Annotated in this window: 15 protein-coding genes; 1 reads left to right on the top strand and 14 read right to left on the bottom strand. The window is 61.5% G+C overall.

The features are described from left to right. Positions 1 to 10: 10 nt before the first annotated feature. The 4 genes from JOD78_RS02710 to JOD78_RS02695 all read right to left on the bottom strand — a co-directional run bounded on the left by JOD78_RS02710 (position 11) and on the right by JOD78_RS02695 (position 6,714). Positions 11 to 2,371, bottom strand: a complete 2,361-nt coding sequence (locus tag JOD78_RS02710) for a hypothetical protein (protein WP_245201961.1) — start codon at positions 2,369 to 2,371, stop codon at positions 11 to 13. Positions 2,372 to 2,422: 51 nt separating this feature from the next. Then, positions 2,423 to 4,633: a hypothetical protein gene (locus JOD78_RS02705; RefSeq protein WP_209568855.1), complete on the bottom strand. Its 2,211-nt coding sequence runs from the start codon at positions 4,631 to 4,633 to the stop codon at positions 2,423 to 2,425. A gap of 33 nt (positions 4,634 to 4,666) precedes the next feature. Beyond that, positions 4,667 to 5,122, bottom strand: a complete 456-nt coding sequence (locus JOD78_RS02700; protein ID WP_209568857.1) for a CesT family type III secretion system chaperone — start codon at positions 5,120 to 5,122, stop codon at positions 4,667 to 4,669. Between the two features lie 497 nt (positions 5,123 to 5,619). Beyond that, positions 5,620 to 6,714 carry an ATPase, T2SS/T4P/T4SS family gene (locus JOD78_RS02695; RefSeq protein ID WP_209568859.1) on the bottom strand — a complete coding sequence of 365 codons (1,095 nt, stop codon included), beginning with the start codon at positions 6,712 to 6,714 and terminating at the stop codon, positions 5,620 to 5,622. 315 nt (positions 6,715 to 7,029) lie between these two features. Between JOD78_RS02695 and JOD78_RS02690 the strand changes: the two genes are divergently transcribed. Further along, a complete protein-coding gene (locus JOD78_RS02690) occupies positions 7,030 to 7,707 on the top strand; it encodes a response regulator transcription factor (protein WP_245201960.1) in 678 nt (225 codons plus the stop codon). Here the strand turns inward: JOD78_RS02690 and JOD78_RS02685 are convergent. The 10 genes from JOD78_RS02685 to JOD78_RS02640 form a co-directional block, all read right to left on the bottom strand. Further along, positions 7,692 to 8,183 (bottom strand): lytic transglycosylase domain-containing protein, encoded by a 492-nt coding sequence (locus JOD78_RS02685; protein ID WP_209568861.1) that lies wholly within the window; start codon positions 8,181 to 8,183, stop codon positions 7,692 to 7,694. The two genes, JOD78_RS02690 and JOD78_RS02685, sit on opposite strands and share 16 nt — an antisense overlap. Further along, entirely contained in the window at positions 8,164 to 9,570 is a 1,407-nt protein-coding gene (gene pilV, locus JOD78_RS02680; protein ID WP_209568864.1) for a shufflon system plasmid conjugative transfer pilus tip adhesin PilV, read from the bottom strand. Before pilV ends, JOD78_RS02685 begins: the two co-directional genes overlap by 20 nt. A 100-nt stretch (positions 9,571 to 9,670) precedes the next feature. Further along, positions 9,671 to 10,330, bottom strand: a complete 660-nt coding sequence (pilM, locus tag JOD78_RS02675) for a type IV pilus biogenesis protein PilM (RefSeq protein ID WP_310841430.1) — start codon at positions 10,328 to 10,330, stop codon at positions 9,671 to 9,673. Continuing rightward, positions 10,279 to 10,845 (bottom strand): type 4 pilus major pilin, encoded by a 567-nt coding sequence (locus JOD78_RS02670; RefSeq protein ID WP_209569171.1) that lies wholly within the window; start codon positions 10,843 to 10,845, stop codon positions 10,279 to 10,281. The genes pilM and JOD78_RS02670 overlap by 52 nt, the downstream gene beginning before the upstream one ends. A gap of 21 nt (positions 10,846 to 10,866) precedes the next feature. Further along, the gene (locus JOD78_RS02665; protein WP_209568866.1) at positions 10,867 to 11,943 is read right to left on the bottom strand and encodes a type II secretion system F family protein; all 1,077 of its coding nucleotides are present in this window, start codon (positions 11,941 to 11,943) and stop codon (positions 10,867 to 10,869) included. Then, positions 11,933 to 13,552: an ATPase, T2SS/T4P/T4SS family gene (locus JOD78_RS02660; RefSeq protein WP_209568868.1), complete on the bottom strand. Its 1,620-nt coding sequence runs from the start codon at positions 13,550 to 13,552 to the stop codon at positions 11,933 to 11,935. The genes JOD78_RS02665 and JOD78_RS02660 overlap by 11 nt, the downstream gene beginning before the upstream one ends. Further along, entirely contained in the window at positions 13,549 to 14,052 is a 504-nt protein-coding gene (pilP, locus tag JOD78_RS02655) for a type IV pilus biogenesis protein PilP (protein WP_209568870.1), read from the bottom strand. The genes JOD78_RS02660 and pilP overlap by 4 nt, the downstream gene beginning before the upstream one ends. After that, positions 14,042 to 15,319, bottom strand: a complete 1,278-nt coding sequence (pilO2, locus tag JOD78_RS02650) for a type 4b pilus protein PilO2 (RefSeq protein ID WP_209568872.1) — start codon at positions 15,317 to 15,319, stop codon at positions 14,042 to 14,044. Before pilO2 ends, pilP begins: the two co-directional genes overlap by 11 nt. 17 nt (positions 15,320 to 15,336) lie before the next feature. After that, entirely contained in the window at positions 15,337 to 17,064 is a 1,728-nt protein-coding gene (locus JOD78_RS02645; protein WP_245201959.1) for a PilN family type IVB pilus formation outer membrane protein, read from the bottom strand. Next, positions 17,061 to 17,651 carry a toxin co-regulated pilus biosynthesis Q family protein gene (locus JOD78_RS02640; RefSeq protein ID WP_245201958.1) on the bottom strand — a complete coding sequence of 197 codons (591 nt, stop codon included), beginning with the start codon at positions 17,649 to 17,651 and terminating at the stop codon, positions 17,061 to 17,063. Before JOD78_RS02640 ends, JOD78_RS02645 begins: the two co-directional genes overlap by 4 nt. Positions 17,652 to 17,659: the final 8 nt, after the last annotated feature.

Below are 17,659 nucleotides of genomic sequence, written 5' to 3'. Positions count from 1 at the left end.
CCAGGCTGGACTACCCTGCCTGCGGCCGCTCAAGCAGTGAACGGATGGCGGGATAGTCGTACAGTTCGTCTCGCATCGCCGAGATCGTGTCGGCGCGTACGCCCGGCGGCGGCAGTCTGGGCAAGCCCACTCTCGCCAGTGCGTCCAGTGCGCGGCGCAACATGCGGCGCGACTGCGCCACCTCGGCTTGCGGCCACCCGCGCGCCCGTGCCATGTTGTACAAACCGACCGGTCCGCTGGTGAGGCCATGTCCTACGGCGCGCCCCAAGAGCCTCAGTTCGTCGCGACGGGTATAGGTAAAGCGCCGGTAAGCCAGGGTGCCGCGCAGGTCCACGCTGCGCGTGGAGGTTTGCAGGGACCAGCGCGGATCATCCAGCGGCGGGTTGTCGAGGGCCGAGGGCGGTGGCCCGGAAAGGATGCGCTTGTTGTCGGCTTTGGTCACCCGCACCTCGCCGGTCGCAGCCGTGAAGGCGGCTCCCCCGGTGATCCCCACCGTGACCGCCCCGGCCAGCGGAGCAGGTTGCAGCTGGTGGCTATCGCCAGGGACATGCAGGCTGTCGATGTTGGTGAGGGTGTCGATGATCGGCATGCTGGTGGCGGTCGAGATTCCCCCTTGGAAAGCCTGCACGTAGCGCTGGATGATCTGGGCGGACTCGCCCGGCTTACGCAGGCGTGCGCGGCGATTGCGCTTTTCGAGGTAGGACAGATCGTCCAGGCAACGGCCGATCAGACCGTCTGCGGGGAGCCGGTGCCAGTGCTCCATGTCGAACGATTCGAAGTCGTCGATCTCGCGGGTGGCGATGGCGATTTCCTCGGCCAGTTCGGCGCTGCGTCGCTGCAGCACCGCCAGCGGTCGTTGCCGGCTGCCGCCTGCGGCAATCTCGCGTTCAAGCTCCAGTTGTTCCTTGACCAGCGTGGCGAACGCATCTTCGTACACCTCTCGGATAGCCGCCACGCGGATCTCCGGCTGGGTGATGAAGGATTGGCGCAAAGCGGCTTCATTCACGTCCGCTGCAGTGAGTTCCGAGAAGTGTCGCTTTGCGGCATGCGGCAGCAGGAAATCTCCCCATTTCACATTGGCGCGCAGGTTGTAACGGTGACGGTTGCGCTGCTCATCCAGATAACCGGCCGCCCATTGCAAGGGAATGGTCGCGCCAAGGATGGCCGGACCGGCAATCTGGCCGGCCACCGGCACGGTGGCCGTGATCACTGCGCCGCTCACGCCGATGCCGTTGACGGCCATGCCCCAGGCCTTGCTGTAGGTCTGGGTGCGATTGAGACCGATGCGCCGCCGGTAGGTACGGTCGATCAGCTCGTGCAAGTCCATGAAGGCCGCGACCAGGCCGGCCAGTGCAGCGGATTGATCGTCACCATCGACCACTCGCTCGAACTGCGTGATCGCCTGTTCCAGCGCCTGGCGACGGGCGGCGGCCCTGTGCAGGATCTGCCCCATGTCCGGGCTCTTGTCGATCTCCGGCCTGACCACCGGCTGTCCGCCGGCGCGCTTGAACGATTCCTTGATATCGGTGTACGTGCGCAACCGACCCGTGACGAACGGATTGATCAGGTTGGGCGGGAGTTCATGGGCCAGTATCTTGAACACCTCCGCCAGCACCTTGAGCGCTTCACCGCTGCACGGCAACTCCGATACACCCAGGCTGATCAGTGCGGCGGCAGTACTGACCACACGCCCGGCAACACTGTGCAGTCCCTCATAACGTCCGGCAGCCCTGATGCCACGCAGATAGTTGGCGACATCGATATTGAGCGCCTCCATCATGTGCGCGGTGGCCACGTCAGTGAGCAGCGTACGGGAATAATTTTCGGGATGGCAGCGCAGTTCGGCGAGCAGATCGTCAATCGGCTGGTGATACAGCCGCTGCAGTGTCTGGCGGTCTTGGTCGGACTTTGGCAGGCGTGGCAGGAATTTTGCAAGATTTCTCTTGGGAAAATAGATTTCGGCGGCTCGCCGCAATTTGATCGCAGCCACCGCATGGTCCAGGTCCAACCGACGATCGATGGCATGTTGGTATTGCAGCAGCAGCTCACCGCGCCGCGCAAGCTGCAGCAGCGCCGGGGAGACCGTCGTATCGCCGTCGGCAGGCGGTGCCTGGCTGTCGATGAGGCTGACGTGATCGAGCTCGCTGTCGGCGATCTCCTCGGACGGTGGCGCGGCGCGTCCTTGCGGCAAGGGTGCCGAAGCGGTTCTGCGCACCTGCGCCAGCAAGACCGCGGCTGCGCGGCGGTCGGAGATGATGCGTTGCGAGTGGCCACGCTCATCTTCGTCGTCGGCCGCCAGCCGGGGCTGAACGGTGCCGTCAGACGGAGCAATTGCACCGGCCAGCGGCGGCAATTCAGAAAGCGTAGGCAAGTGAAAAGAGGTGGAAGCGGTTTTCATAGAACGTATCAAAGACTTTGCGGATCAGCCGTTACCCGCGGCGAATTTGTTTGCGCTGTCGATGCGCTGCTGCAATTGCGCCTGCGTATGTCGGGCGCTGCGCGCGCTGTATTCGATCATCGTCCGCTTCACGACAGCCGTGGGCAAAGCGAACATGGAACGGCCAATCGCCTTCAATGCGCGGACAGTGAGACCCGGCTGGAAACCGACACGAGGCGTTTCGCCGCGCTTGGCATCGTCGCGCATCTCGCTGCGCTGGGTGATCTTGTCGTTGACCAGTGCACCGCTGGAGAAGGCACCGGCCACGCCGATCAGGGACATGACCGAGGCGATGGCATAGCGGCCACCGTTGCTGATCACCGGTGCGGCTGCGGCCGCCACTGTGGGGGTGGCCGCCAGTACGGGAGCCAGGCTGTTGAGCGGAGACGGGGCCTGGGCCAGCATATGTACGGCCCGGCGATGCGCCTCGGTGGACTCCGCCTGGATCATGCGTATCAAGGCCGAGACCACCAGTGGCATGTTGCTGCCGGCGAACACCATCTGGAACTGGGCACCCACCCGCTGCGCCACCTGCGGAATGAAGTCCGAGGGCAGACGCATGCGCACCCATGCCGTACGCAGGGCGGTCTCCCAGTCGTGCTTGCCGTCGACGCTGCGCAAGAGGATCGCGCGATTCTCCGGCGAGACATCCAGCCAGCGGTCTGCCTGGACATGCTCCTTGTCCGCCTTCACCTGTGCCAGTTCTTCACCCAGGGCCGCATAGCGCTGCCGCGCACCTTCCATACTGTCGAGCTTGCGCTCATGGACGGCCAGCGCCCTGACCTCGCCTGCCTCGGGGTCCGCGCTGGTGGCAGCCAGGGTGCGCCACTCATGCGGATTCATGCCGAGCATGTCGGCCATCTGCTGTTCCAGATACTGGATCTGCAGAGACAGGTACTCCTTGAATTGACCCAAGGCGACCGCCTCGCCGCGGGTCCATTGGCGCGGAACATCGCTGAGGTCAAGGTGTTCCGTCGAGAGTTCTTCCACGCTCAGCCGGCCCTGCTCCAGTTGCGTCTGCTGCTCGGGCCGGATCAAGCGGGTTGAACGCAAGGTGGCCAGCAGGGTATCGCTTTGCTTGGCCAACTGTCCCTTGGGCCCGGCCCAGAATTGTTGCAGGCCCATGGTCAATACGGCCGTGCCGATCTGAATATAGGCCGACAGGTGCGAATTGCCCGTGGCCGTACCGCTGATCTGCCCGGCCAGCGTGCCCGCCACGCGCAGCACACGATTCCATGCGAGGTAATACTGGCTGACGTAGTTGAGTTCGGTGACGTCCTTGCGCACCTGGAATTCTTTCTGCAACTGCGTGTGCCGCTGCATCAGGCCAATCGCCTCCTCACCGTGCCGCTGCATTTGCTCGACCCGCGCATTCCACGCCGGCGAACCTTTCTCCAACGCGGCCAGTGCCTCGCTATGTGCTTCCATGTGCTTGGAACACAACTCCATCTGGCGCGTGACGTTGATGAGCTGCTGCCGGGTCTCGGGATAGAGGGGCGCCCGCATTTCCTTCGAGCGTGCCGGCTGCCCCTTGGCGCGCATCAGCTCCTGGCGCGCCACCATGGGAATCTGAATGGCCGCATTGATCATCGGCGTAATCAGTGAAAAGCCCAGCTGCATGCACAGGTTGACCAGCGCATAGTGGACCGGATGATTTCTGAGTTCGTCGCGCGGGACCGAAGCGGTGTAAATGGACGGCAGCACCGAAAGAAAATTGCCCAACTGGCTGCTCATTGCGTACACCGTACCCGAACCGATCCAGCCTCCCTTGAAGACGCCACCCGCCACTGCCTTGAATTCCTCCGGCGTGATGTGCTGCATCTGCAGATAGAGTTCCTGAGCGCGGGTCCAGTCCTGCTGTGCTTGCGGTCTGGCCAGCTGCGTTTGCTGTTCCCTTACGAATGCAAGTGCCTGCTCGGGATTGACCGGTCGATTCTTGACCTGCAGGTAGTTGTCCAGGATCTGCCGCAGTTCGATATCACCGGCGCGCGCGGTGTCGGCTGCCGAAGCCAGTGGCAGGACATCCAGTTCCTGCACTGCCGGCGCCTGTTGCTGAACGATTTCCCGCAAGCTGGCCGGGGGCGGTGTCAGGCTGATGCTGATGGACGGCACCGGCCCGGCAGGGGGTGATGTCGATCCTGTTTCGCGAGTCGGCGACAGGGGGCCGGCCTCGGTAATTCCCGTTGTGATGTGCATGATATGTTCCGAAATCGGGGCTGGTGCGCTGGCTTAAGCCGCGCTGAAGAGCCGGTGTTGAGTCTTGGATCTGGTGCGCGTGGCACTTTCCAGGAAGTGGTTCTGCTGCCATTGCCTTGCTTCGGCGGCATAGTGGACGAAGGCATTGACCAGTTTGCGGGCATCGATCTGCGCCAGTTCGGCGCGTCCCATCAGCATGGCGTGGCCGGTCTCAAAGTTGACCGAGAAAGTCGGCGTGCCCACGCCGAACATCAGCAGATTGCATTCCAGCAGGCGCTGCAGGATATCGGCGCGGTCGGCGTTGTCGGGGATGGGGCCGAAGTCGCAAAAGTAGGCGAGGCTGCCCTCCTCCATGGCCGCACCATCCATCAGGGTGAAGTTGATGCCATCGATTTCCAGGTGGGCATGCCCGGCCACTCCCTCCGGTGGCTGGATGTTGGCAAGCCGGGAGATATCGGCCACCAGTGTGCCAAAGTCAGTTTCTTTCATTGAGGTCTTTCGAAGTTGACCACGGACTTGGTCCGCTGTTGTTCTAGAACCCATTTCATCAATAGGCATCTCACGCCTATTGATGAAATGGGTTCTATGCATGTCACACAGATGTCAGCTTCGTCCGTTAACAATGTCGATAGCGAGCGACTCCGTGCACAGTCATGGGTCACCATTGCCGTGATCACAGTTCCACTCATCACGGCATGTTCATCGCGATCTGCCGGGTTAGATCACCGGGTGACAGGGGCGTAGCGCGGCCGATGGTCTCGCGTGAGCGCCATGGGTGCCATGAGAGAAATAGAAAAAAGAGCTGCCCGATAGAACCTGCTTCCGGGGAACTTGGTATAAACCGGCAGTTTCAGAGAGTAAGACAGGAGAAAGCCCGGTGACGCGTTGCGCGTACTTCGTGCGTGCAAATGCTACGGCATTGCGCCGCCGTTGTGCTGCCGGCAGGATGCGGACGAGGGCGCGCCCCCGTCCGTCATGGTCAGCCTTCAGCGCTTGCTGGTCAGCATCTCGTGCAGTTCGATGCGGTTATAGGCAATGCGCAAGGCATCGCGCGGATTGATCCGCTTCTTGGCGATCAACTGGATCAGGACATCGTTGAGCGTGCGGGACATATTATCTTCCTTGCGCTTCATGAAGTCGCCGATGAGCGGCAGCTTTTCCGGATCCGTGATGAAGGGCGCGATCTGCTGGTTGTTGTTGAACACCATCTCGCTGGCCATCACGTGTTGTTCGCCATCCTCGGAAGGCAGCAGGCTCTGGAAGATGACGCCGATCAGCGAATCCGCCAGCGACGCCGCCCGCTGAGTGCGTTGATCGGGCGGAAAGAAACTGAGAAGTTTGGTAATGGCGCGCACCGCACTGCTGGTATGCAGTGTGGCCAGCACGAGGTGCCCTGACTCACCGGCATGCAGGACCGTGTCGGCGGTCTCGAAGTCGCGAATTTCTCCGACCATCAATACGTCGGGTTTTTGACGCAGGGCTTCGCGCAGACCGCTGGAAAAACTCGCGGTATCGGTGGGCACCTCTTTTTGAGAGATGATGGATTGCTTGCGTTGAAGTTCGTATTCGATGGGCTCTTCGATCGTGACGATATGCGCGTGACGGGTGGCGTTGATGTACTCCAGCATGGAGGCCATGGTGGTTGTCTTGCCCGCCCCGGTTGGTCCGGTGATGAGGATGAGGCCCTTGGTGACATCCAGGATGGTCTTGATGTAAGGCGGCAATCCGGTGCTTTCCAGTGCCATCGGCTCAAGCGGGAAGCGGCGGATCGAAATCGCCACCCGTGTGCCACGTGCCATGCGGAACACATTGCAGCGCAGACGCCAGCGATCAAGAATGAACGGAGAATCGATTGCCTTGTCGATGATCTTGTCTTCCCAATCCTCGTCGATTGCGTTGAGCAGAGGTTGCATCTCTTCGAGCGTCACCGGAGAGTCGCCGCAAGACTGCCAGCCACGGGGCGTCTTCAGCATCAGCGGCTCGTCCTGCTCGATATGGATATCGGAGAACGTCTTTTGGTTATTGAGCAGCAGGAGAAGTTCTTGCCGCATATCTCGCGCAAAGGAGGAATTGTTTGCCATTCGGTCACCTGGATGATCATGAATTATTGAGCAACCGGAGAAACACTATTGCCTTGCCTGTCCAGTTTTGGCATTGAACCACCAGGGAGGAAACCATTGCAGAGCCCCAGGGATCGGATGAAATTGCTCTATATTAATAATTAAAGTATACCTTCCGTTGAATGACGAGATGTTCAAGAATTCTCAACGTTTTGACAACCGAAATCTGGAATATCCATCGACGTAGAGATGGCATAACACAGCTTGAATCGCGAAATGAAAATAGCATGCTATCTACGTAACCCGTCTGTATATGTCCAAGTGAAGGAAGCACTAATGCGAGCTGGCCTCGAGCCAGTGCATTTCACGACGGAGACTGATCTCTTGCGCTCGCTGCGGCGCAGGGGATTCAGCCTGATCATCATCGATATCACCGAGGCCCCCGGCAGTGACGATAACATTTTTTCCTGGCTGAACTACCGGAGCGGCGACCGCACCCCGACCCTGGTCTTGTCGCCCACCCGGAGCGCCGAGCTGGCTGCGCTGACCCTGGACAGCGGGGCTGACGACTTTCTGGTCCGTCCTTTCGAAGTCATTGAGTTTACTGCGCGTGTGAACGCCCTCATCCGGCGCTCGGCACCGGCCGCGAGCCGGCGCACGATTGAATATGCGGGATTTTCCCTGAACCGGGAATCCACCCGGTTCAGCTATCAGGGAACGCCGATCAACCTGACCCCGCGCGAATTCAGCATGGCGTGGCTGTTCTTTTCCTCCCCCGGGGTCTACATCTCGCGCGAGACCATCGGTGCCGTGATCTGGAGCACCGACAGTGACATCGCCGGCCGCACCATCGAACAGCACGTCTACAAGCTGCGCAAAAAGCTGCAGATCGACCCCGACCGGCCGGTGGTCATGATCCGCACCGCCTACAACCAGGGATATCGGTTGGAATTATGCAAGGAGGCGGCGTCCGGTCAGCACACCGCAGACCCGGACGACTACCTTCCCGCCTGAACCAGCGCTTCGGTCGGGATATTTCGATAGACCCGCCGCGCATATTCGATTCTCAGTTTGGGATTTCTGGCGTTGTAGGCGCCGACCGCCTCCCAGGTCGGTCCCATTCGCTGCATGTTCTGGGAGAGAATCCATGCGCCGACCTGCAGATTGACACAGGGATCCTTCAGGCGGGACTCGTCGATTCCGTACTTCTTCAGCGTGGGCAGCCAGGTGCTGTTGATCTGCATCAGCCCGATGTCGTAAGAGCCGTTCTTGTTCTGGTTCCTCGCCAGAGGATTGAGATTGGATTCGGTTTTGGCGATCGCATACAGCAGATGCACGTTCACGCCGTACCAGTTGGCCACCTGCTCCCAGCAGGCGTGCGCCAGGCCGCAGCTTGACGCCAGCAGCGTGCCGGCCAACAGGTTGCGCCAGCGACGCTGCGCGAGGAGCGCACTGGCCGCAGCGCGCTGATCAGGGTGAGTAAGTACCATTGGCATATCTAAAAGTCTTGTCCTGGTAGCAGATGAGGGGCGTGGCGTTCTGGTCCATCAGCATCGTGCCGATCGGAAACTTGATGAAGGGATTGCCATCGTCGTCAATTGCGTTGTAGTTGCAGGGATCATGAGGATTCGCGGAGTCGTACAACTGGATACGCGGCGAATGCATGCCACCCTTCGAGTTGACGTTGCCCTGGGCGTAGATGTTGTCGACGTTGATGTTCTTGCCGACCGCGAGGTTGATGCCAACGCTCATGTTGCGACCTGCGCTCATATCGTTGCCGGCTCCGACGTTGCCTTGGCTATTAATGTCGCCATTGGCGCTGATGGTTCCCCCGGAGCTGACGGACTGGCTGGCGGCCAGCTTGCTGGCATCGAGGGTGCCGGGTACGGTCATGTTGCCCTGCTGGTCCACCGCCAGTGCCACCCACTTGGCACCATCATAGGTAAATGCACGGCTCAGCCCGGTGACCATGCGCACATCGCCGGCCTGATTTCCTGAACTGGGCAGAGCCGCCCAACTGGCCACCGGCTCGCGCCATTGGGATGAGCTCGACCAGCGACCATTGCTGGCGCAAGTGATCAGGTTGCGCGTGGCGCTGTCGATGGCAATGCCCGCCTCCGCCACGCCGGCCGCATTCAGGCAGGACGTGCCGCTTTGCGCCAGTGCCGTTGACGCAAACCGCACCGGCGTATTCATGCGGTTGAGTTCGGGTCGCCCCGGCACTGCGCTACGGTACAGAAAATCCGTGGAGAGTTGTCCCGGCCCATCGTAAAAGACGCTCGACACCAGATGGCCACCATCGGCGGCCCCGCCGCTCAATGCCGGGGCACCGCTGCAGGCCACCGAACGATAGGCGTCGGTCGCCATGCTCCACGAGGCACCTCGCGCTACGCCGGGATTGGCGGCCGTAATGTAGCCGCTGCCGAGGCCGGCATTCATGGAGACGGCGGCGATCTCGCGATCGGGAATCTTGTTGCCTCCGCTGGTGATCACCAGGGCATCGAACTGCCCGGGATGACCCGTCGGATCCGGCTGGCGCACCAGGACGCAGGGGATCTGCCCGTAAGGATTGCTGGAGGCCATCCCGCTGGCAACCAGCTTGGCGGCTTTCAGATCGGCCAGGCCGATAGCCACTACCGTGCTGGCGGTGGGGGTGGCGCTTTGCAAGGCCTGGTTGTTGATACTGAGATATTTCGCCGCTGCCGCGCTGATCTGCGACTGATAGTAGGCTGTCTGCGTGCCCTTGAGATCATCGATGGAGTCGTCGATCAGATGCGCCAGACCCAACAGGATCATCGAACCGATGACCAGTGCGCCGAGCACTTCAATAATGGCGAAACCGCGCTGCGGATGGATACGTGAGGAGGGATGAGGCATGGGATCGGCTCCGAAAAAAAAAAGCGCAGGCCGGGCTGCACGAACAGCGGCAACAACTGGAAAACGGAAAATCAGTCGCAAGGCTTGCGACCCGCTTGCCTCATTGGGTCATCGCGATCCACAGCGGAGAACCATCCGGAACGGCTCTGCCGGCCAACGCGGTGACGGGAATGCCGGTGTCGCCGAAGAGCCCCGACTGCAGTGTGCTCTTGCCGCTCCGGTAGACGCCGACCAGCAGGGAATTGCCGGAGAGCTGCGTGAGATCGGCGAGAATGTTGAATGGAGGCAGCGACGTCCCGTAGACATAGATGATTCCGTCCTGGTCACGGTAGTTGCTCCAGATCAGCCGGTCACTTTGCTGATAGAGCAGCGACCAGCTCGGCAAGGCGTGCGCGCTCTTGAGGGTCTCGATGGAGACGCTTGTGCCGCGCAGGTCGTTGGCACTGAAATAATCGATGACGGCCTGGCGGTACAGGGCCATCTCCGCTGCCGTTTCGCGGACGCGATTGGACTGGACCACGGCCAGTTGCTGACTGCTGGTGCTGCAATAAAAGCCACCCGCCGCAATCATTGCCAATGCCACGATGAGGCCCCACATCGCTCTGTCCTTTCCTTGGTCGACATCATTGCCACCGGTTGATGCGCGTTCCTGCATCAGCCCGGTGGTCGCACCCACCGCCTCGCTGGCGGCAGGGGCAGCAGCGGCTTTCAGGAGGCGGTAAAGGTGATCGAATTGCCGGCTGCCGAATTCACCGTGCACAACGAATTGGCATTGCTCACCGTTGCCGGGAAGGTGGTGATCGGATTGTTGCCGCCCTGGTCGATCTGCGTCCAGCCGCTGGCACCGCTGATCATGCTCACGCACACATCCTGCGGTACTGCGTTGTAGGTGATGGTAAAGCCGGTGCTGGTTCCAACGATGGTCACGGCCCCACCCCAGCTGTTGCTCAGGGTGGTATTGGTCGGCCGTGCCAGGGTATTGGGGATGGCATTGGCCAGCAGCAGGCTGGGCACCAGCGAGGAGGTCGGATAGCTCTGGCCGATATAGAGCTTTCTGACGGCGGTTCGGATGGCCACGACCTCTTCGGTCATCTGGTTGGCCTTGGCGCTACCGAAGGCACCGGTGAGCAGTGAGACCGCGCCCAGCACCACAATGGCCGCAATGCCCAGGTAGGCAATGCCTTCCAGCAGCGACGCCCCTTGCTGTCGCGCCAGCAGGCTGTCTGAACGGATGGCCAGATGGTCTTTTTTGCTATGGATGTATTTGCACTTCATCATGCTTCCTTGTCTGGTAGTTCAATGGACACTTCGGGTTAGTGCTGCAATTTCCTGCTGGATGCCGAAAAATCCGGTCACGAGCCAGCCAATCACCAAGGCCAGGGTAATGATGGAAAAACCGTTCAATACCTTCATCCTCAGTGAGATGGCCTCCACGCCCTGCTCCATCCATTCATCTGCCAGAAGCCTGAGCGCTTCTGCAAATCCTTTGTATTCCGCATAGACACACAAGTCATCGATGACTTCCTTGGACGGGAACTGATACCCCGCATTGCGCAGTGCCTCGCCGCAATTCAGGCCCGAACGCACCCCCAGCAAGGCACCGTCCAGTCGTTCGCGCAACCAGGGTTGTGCCATCGCCGACAGGCGCAGCAGCGACTTCTCCACCGTCACGCCGGCCGACTGCAAGGCCGAGAATGCGGTAAGGAATCCGCATCCGACCATCAGGCGATAGATGGAATAAGGCGGCAGCCGGTCCACCAGGATGCGCAGCGAACCGGTCCAGCGACTCATCGACAGCGCCAGGGCGACCAGCAGTACCAGCAAGCCCAGCACGGCATAAGCCATCCACTGCTGTACCCACAGCGACATCAGGTACAGCGACCGGGCCGCACCATGCCAGCCGGAGGGATCGATCATGCGGGTGAACTCGGGGATAACCCGGGTTCCGAACAGGTAGATGTAGACGATCACCAGCGCCAGCACCGATAAGGGATAGGCCAGTCCGCCGAGAATCACCCCCTTGATCTTCTTACCTGCCTGCACCACGTTCACCACCGCCATGAGCGTGTGCTCCAGCTTGCCGGACTGTTCGCCGGCCATGATGATCATCTGCTCCGAGCGCGGCACCCACCATTCCAGACCCTCGGCCAGCAGACGCCCGTTCTGCACCATGCGCCGACAGTCATCCAGGACGATGGCCAGCGGCTCACCCGGCTTCTTGCCGTGCTCGGAGGCGCGGTCGCGCAACTCTTCCAGGATCTTGAGCAAGGGCAGTCCATGCGAGAGCATCTTGGCGATCTTGCGGTACAGGCTCAACCTGACCGTGGCCGTGAATTGGGTCCGCGCCCACCAGCGATTGAGATCACGCAGCACCGTCGGCCTCCACTACGTGCAGGTGAGGTGCGGCGGTCACCGCCGCTTCCTGGAAATATCCGACCACCTTTTCCGCCATGGCCGGATCGATCAGACCGGCCACGACCTTTTCGAGTGCATGATCGGCGATGCTCCGGCCGCCCAGGGATTGCTTCCAGTGGCGCCACGCCTGACATTTCTCGCCCATCCGCAGATGGCGGAAAAAAATCTCGTCCGGCACGATGACCTCGGCAACGACAGTCCGTCCGATCGTGCCGCGATGCGAGCAGACTTCGCATCCCGGGCCGCAGAGAAAGACGTCCTGCAGACGATCCGGGATCACCTTGCGCAAGCGCGCCAACAAGGCCGCCGGCACCCGATCCAGGTGCGCCAGCAGTGGCTGCCTGCAATGCGGGCACAGCTGCTTGACCAGGCGCTGGCTGATCAGGCCGGTGATGACGGTGTGGTCAAGCACCAGGCTCTGCTGCAAGCCCAGATCGACGAGACGGTCCACAATGGCCATGGCACTGTTGGCATGCAGGGTGGTCCAGATCTGGTGGCCTGTCATCGAGGCACGCAAGGCATTCTGGGCTGAAGCCCGGTCGCGGATCTCGCCGATCATGATGGTGTCCGGATCGAGCCGCATGGCATTGGAGATCGCCGCCGAGAACAGGCGCGAGCGTTCCTCTTCGGTGTGGGCATTGGTCACCGTGGTCTGGACCGCGCCTTCGATCGGATATTCGACCGGATCTTCGATGGTCAGTACGTGCAGTTTCCCCTCGCTTTCCAGAATCTGCCCGCAGAGCACACGCTGCAGCGTGGTCGACTTGCCCGAGCCTGTGGGCCCGCTGATGATGTTCATGCCGATGGGCTGCTCCTTCAGACGCTGCAGGTCGCTCACATGCTGGTCGGAGAAGCCCAGCGAGCGCAGGTCCAGGTTCTCGCCCACATCGTTGTACAACAACCGCAGTACCATCACGCTGCCCTCGTTGGTCGGCACCGTGGCGATGCGCACCCCATACAGTTCCGGGGGCAGCTTGTCACGGTCGGCGATGCTGGCATCCTGGCGTTCGGTCGGTTTGTAGGAGCTGTCCGACACCGACGTCATGGCACCATACAAGGTCGCCAACAGGCGCTCACCGTACTCGCGGGTCTGTCCCCCCACTGGCAACAGATCGTTGTGAATGCGGAAATAGATCTCCGTACAATTCTTCCGCACCCGCAGATGGATGTCCGAGGCCCGCACCCGGCAGGCCTTGTTGAGCATCTCCTTGGCCGTGACCTGCATCATCGAGTGTTCCTGATTGCGCTCGGCCTGGATCGGCAAGCCATTGCTGTTGATGCGACGGATCAGCTCGATGCTGGCCTGCACTTCCCTGAAGGGATGGCCCATGCGCTCCAGCCGCCCGCGGTAGGACAGCACATGCGGATTGAATGCCTGACCGGCCGCCACCAGCAGCCGGCCATCACCCAGCAGGCAGAGCAGTTTCTTCTCTTCCGGTCGCGCCTCCAAGCTGCCGGCATTGCTGAGCAGGCCCAGTCCACAGAGCGCCTGCAGATCATCGAGTCCAAGTGTGGCCTGCCCCTTGCCCGTTGCCTGCCCCTCCTGCCGTTCGGCATGCTGGATCATCGCGCAGCACTCCTGGCTGGCGCAGCAGGCATACCCAGTGCCGTGCCCGCGTAAGCGCCGTTGAAGACCGCGCTCTGCGGTGCATAGGTTCCCAGGCGGATACGCTGATTGGACTTGGACATCACCACGACCTCGCGTGGCGTCACCGAGACCACTTTCATGCCATTGGACAAGGTATCTCCCTGCTGGACATCGACGATGCTGCCGTCACTGAGCTGCAGGGTGGCGAAAATCTTGCTGCCCACGCCTTCGATGGCGCGGATCACCGGGTCACCCACCACCACGGGCTGGGTGATGGCAGCAGTCATGTTTTGCTTCACGGCGATCTCATTCTGTCGCGTGACGATGTTGGACTGGATCTCCAACTGTCGTTCTCGGGCCTTCAACACAAGGGTTTCCGCTTCGATCCGCGTGAGGCTCTCGGAGACGTTTTCAGCCGAGGCTGACATCACATGCAGCGCGGTGGCTGCGACCCAGATCAGCGCCAGATTATTTTGCATAGATCGTTCCCTCCAGGGACCACTCGGCCCCGTGATAAACAAGTTTTTCGACCCGGACGCCCGGGCGGCTGAGCATGGCGGCGATGTCGGTCGGTGCCATGCCATGGGCATTGATGGAAAAAAGAAAAGAGCGCCATCCCGGCTGCCACTGCTGTTGTTGCGGTTGTTGCTGCGCCTGCAGCTTCAGCGGCGCGACCGCGCTCACCTTGATGGGCAAACCGATGGCCTGGAAGCGCGACATCAGCCCTTCCAGGGTGGGCTGCGCCTCGCCCAGCACATCGTTGTCACCGCTTGCCATCGACAGGGGGTGGACATAGCTGGCCTTGTCGCCGCTGGCATCGACTATGGCGTCCCGCACCTGGGCGCGCAGCAGGGCGATGGTCGAATCGCCGCGCTGCCAGCTGTAGCTCTGTCGCTCCGGTGTGCAGAGGTAGCTTTCAAGCTGCCAGCCGCCTGCGGTCAGATGATCGAACTGATGCATGCAGGTCTTCACCATCACTGCCGGCAACGGGATGTGCGACCAGGGATGCGCGGCGGCCTGGGCTTCGCGCTGGATCTGCTCGCGCGCACGGGCGATGGCCTGCTCGTTTTCTTGTTCCGCCTGCTTTTGCTGGTAATAGCGCCAGCCCAGCCATCCGCCCGCGGCCACCAACAGGGCGGCCGCAGCCCCCGCTACAGTGGGCAGCCAGGACGGCACGCCGTCGATCTGATACAGGCGCCACCACTTGTGCACGCGAATGCTGCCGTCCTTCTTGCGCGGGATCAGGGTGGCGATGGTGCGGGCGTTGAAATTGTGGAAGCCCATATCGGCCAGCTCGGGCTCGCCGATGACCACATTCCATCCTCCTAGCGCATAGTCGGAATGCAGCCGGTCCAGCACCTCCTCCTTCTCGCCCACGAAGTCGCCGTTGGGCAGGAAGTTGGCGTCGCGCACGGCCAGGTACAGCCACTTCCCGTCCGGGAGCATGAACACCCCCAGCCAGTTGTGGACCGCCTGCTGCTCGCCATCGTAAAAGGCACCCTCGATGGCCAGCGTCTTGGAGACGATCGCCGCCAGTGAGAACATCCCGCAACGCCCGCCCTCCCGGCTATGCGCAAAACCAGCTTGGGCGGTGGAGTGATCCATGCGGATGACCAGTAGATCGGAATCGATCTTGCGGCCGAGGTCGATGGCCTCCTTCTTCAGTTCGCGCGGACGCGACAGGGACTGCCAGAAAAGCCCGCAGACGAAGCGGTGCTTTTCTATCTGGGTGACATAGCTCGCCATAGCTCGGGTCCTGTTCCTCAGATCGCGGCCATGGCCACCGGCGTGATCAGCACAACGATGATTTCCTTGTTGTTCTGGCCATTGACGCCGCCACCGAGGAGGAAATTCCTGGGCGTGCCCACCCCTTTGAAATCGAGGTTGTCATCGGTCTGTTCAAAGCCGCTGATGATGAGGGTCTCGTTGGACTTCATGGCGACACGCTGCAGGAAATTGCGGGTATCGAGTTCAGGGGATTCGATACGGCTGCCATTGCTTTCGATCTGCCGGATGCCGCGCAAGGTGGAGATGTCAGTGGAGAACTGCAGCATTACCGTGCCGTTGGTCAGCACGTGCGGCAGGATGCTCATGTTGAAGCCGGCCGTCACTACCCCCGGGATCAGCGTGGTGGTGGTACCGACCTGCGCCACGATCGACGTCTGCGAAGATTGCAGGTAACTGGTCTGGCGCGCCACCTGCACCGGTACCGGCTGGTTGTTCAGGGTCACGACCGAGGCGGTGGTCTGACGACGCACCTTGCCCTGTTCGGACAAGGCATTGATCACCGCCGTAGTGCCGGAGAACTTGGAGGAGCCGACGATGCCGGCCGTGAAATTGCCGGAGCCCGGCGAGGCTGGCGTAAAGCTGTTGCTGATGCCGAAGTTCCGGTTCAGGCTGTTGTAGACCGCACTCCAGTTGATGCCGTATTCGTCGGAATGCGACAGACTCACCGACAGCACCGTGACATTGATGGCGATCTGGCGTGACAGCGCCTTGTTCTCGCCATCGATGTAGGCGGCGATCTTGTCCAGGGAATCCGGCGTATCGACGACGGTGATGGCCCCGGTAGCAGGCGAGGCCAGTACCTTGCCATAGGGCGAGAGCATGACCTTGATGGCATTCTCGATACCACTGTAGACCGACAGCTTCGAAGCGACCCCGGTGTTCTGGGAATTGTTGGCCGATACGGCGCTGCCACTGGAAGTCGTGCTGCCCCCGCCACTGCTGCCCCCTCCGGAGACGCCGCCGGTGGAAGTGGCACCGCTGGTAACGGTGGCCGTGAAGGTGGAGTCCCCCGGAATGGCATTGATCTGGAAGTTGCGCGACTCCGTGTGGAAGAACTGAATTGTCCCGTCGACGTATTTCCACGAGACACCGAACCGCGCAGCGGCGGTATCAAGCAGCCCCTTGAGCGAACCATTGGCATAGGAAATCCGCACGCCCGTCGACGCATCTCCTGGCAGGGACAGCAATTGCGGCGTCGGTGCAGATGGCAGCGGCAGGCGTGCGGCATTGCCGGCCGCCGCGCCGGGTGCTGCCCCCGGGCCATTCTCGCCGGGCAAACCAGGCGGCAGCGGCTGCGTAGCATTGAACCCGGCCGCGCCGGGGCGATTGCGAAATGCCATGCCGGCCACTTCCTGGGTATCGGCCGTGACCCGGCTGGGAATGCCCGTGCGCAAGGTGATGCGCTCGGCCAGTTCGCTCAGCGAATAGAGGGTGCGATCAAAGGTGGTGGGTTCGTAGAAGATGGGCGGCAGCGCCGGTTGCCCCAGCTTGACCACGTTCTTGCCCAACCAGATTCCGCTATCGTGGGTCACCAGTGGCGTGGACGGCATCACCGCGCCTGGTGCGGTGCGGCCGACTTCCTTGACCAGGCTTGTGGTCTTGTCGGTGGTGGCATCGATATCGTTTTCCATCTGGTGCAGCGCGGTGCATCCGCCCATGACGACGACCAACGGTGCCAGCGCCCAGTATTTTGCCTTCATCATTCCGCTCCCTTGGCCGTGATACGCAAGACCTTGTTACCTTGATAGAACATGGCTTTCATCGGGATCTCGGCACTTTCCATGCCGCGTGTCACGGCACCGACCGCTTCCTCGAAACTGCCATGGACAGTGGTACGGGTCTCGACCGCGTAGTCCACCGGCAGCTCCCACACCAGTTGCCAGCCAGCCTTGCTGGCCCAGCGTGCCAGGGCGGCATTGAGGGTCTTATCAGAGACGATGATTTCCCAGGTCTCCTGCGCATCGGGTGCCGTCGGACTCTGCGGCAGCGCTGCCGGCAGCTGCTCCACATCCGCTGCAGGCGCGGTGGCGCCGCCATTCTTGCCCTTCCCGGTTGCCCGCGTCTTCTGACCATCCAGCTTGGCCAGCATGATCACACCATTGTCGCCGGCGGCCAGCCCCGTCGCGGTATCGCAGTCATCGGAGAAGCCGCGGTCTCCCGCCAGCAGGTCGAACCGGCCCGTCACGGGGAACAGATGTTCGGTGGAGGTTTCCGCATGGGCAGGCTGCATGCTACCGGCCAGCAGCGTGCAGCCCAGCGTAAAGGAGAAAATACTTAGTACTCTGCTCATGCATTTGT

It is taken from the genome of Herbaspirillum sp. 1130 (genome assembly GCF_017833835.1).
In the GTDB taxonomy this organism is placed as follows: domain Bacteria; phylum Pseudomonadota; class Gammaproteobacteria; order Burkholderiales; family Burkholderiaceae_D; genus Herbaspirillum; species Herbaspirillum huttiense.
The sequence above is the reverse complement of the archived record's forward strand: the minus strand, read 5'-3'. Positions and strand labels throughout refer to the sequence as shown.

Bases quoted from the DNA above. Each gene is read 5' to 3' on its own strand.
- pilV (WP_209568864.1), bottom strand. From the start codon at position 9,570: ATGCCTCATCCCTCCTCACGTATCCATCCGCAGCGCGGTTTCGCCATT.
- JOD78_RS02640 (WP_245201958.1), bottom strand. From the start codon at position 17,651: ATGAGCAGAGTACTAAGTATTTTCTCCTTTACGCTGGGCTGCACGCTG.
- JOD78_RS02645 (WP_245201959.1), bottom strand. From the start codon at position 17,064: ATGATGAAGGCAAAATACTGGGCGCTGGCACCGTTGGTCGTCGTCATG.
- JOD78_RS02660 (WP_209568868.1), bottom strand. From the start codon at position 13,552: ATGATCCAGCATGCCGAACGGCAGGAGGGGCAGGCAACGGGCAAGGGG.
- JOD78_RS02685 (WP_209568861.1), bottom strand. From the start codon at position 8,183: ATGGTACTTACTCACCCTGATCAGCGCGCTGCGGCCAGTGCGCTCCTC.
- JOD78_RS02690 (WP_245201960.1), top strand. From the start codon at position 7,030: ATGCGAGCTGGCCTCGAGCCAGTGCATTTCACGACGGAGACTGATCTC.
- JOD78_RS02700 (WP_209568857.1), bottom strand. From the start codon at position 5,122: ATGAAAGAAACTGACTTTGGCACACTGGTGGCCGATATCTCCCGGCTT.
- pilO2 (WP_209568872.1), bottom strand. From the start codon at position 15,319: ATGGCGAGCTATGTCACCCAGATAGAAAAGCACCGCTTCGTCTGCGGG.
- JOD78_RS02670 (WP_209569171.1), bottom strand. From the start codon at position 10,845: ATGAAGTGCAAATACATCCATAGCAAAAAAGACCATCTGGCCATCCGT.
- JOD78_RS02705 (WP_209568855.1), bottom strand. From the start codon at position 4,633: ATGCACATCACAACGGGAATTACCGAGGCCGGCCCCCTGTCGCCGACT.
- JOD78_RS02695 (WP_209568859.1), bottom strand. From the start codon at position 6,714: ATGGCAAACAATTCCTCCTTTGCGCGAGATATGCGGCAAGAACTTCTC.
- pilP (WP_209568870.1), bottom strand. From the start codon at position 14,052: ATGCAAAATAATCTGGCGCTGATCTGGGTCGCAGCCACCGCGCTGCAT.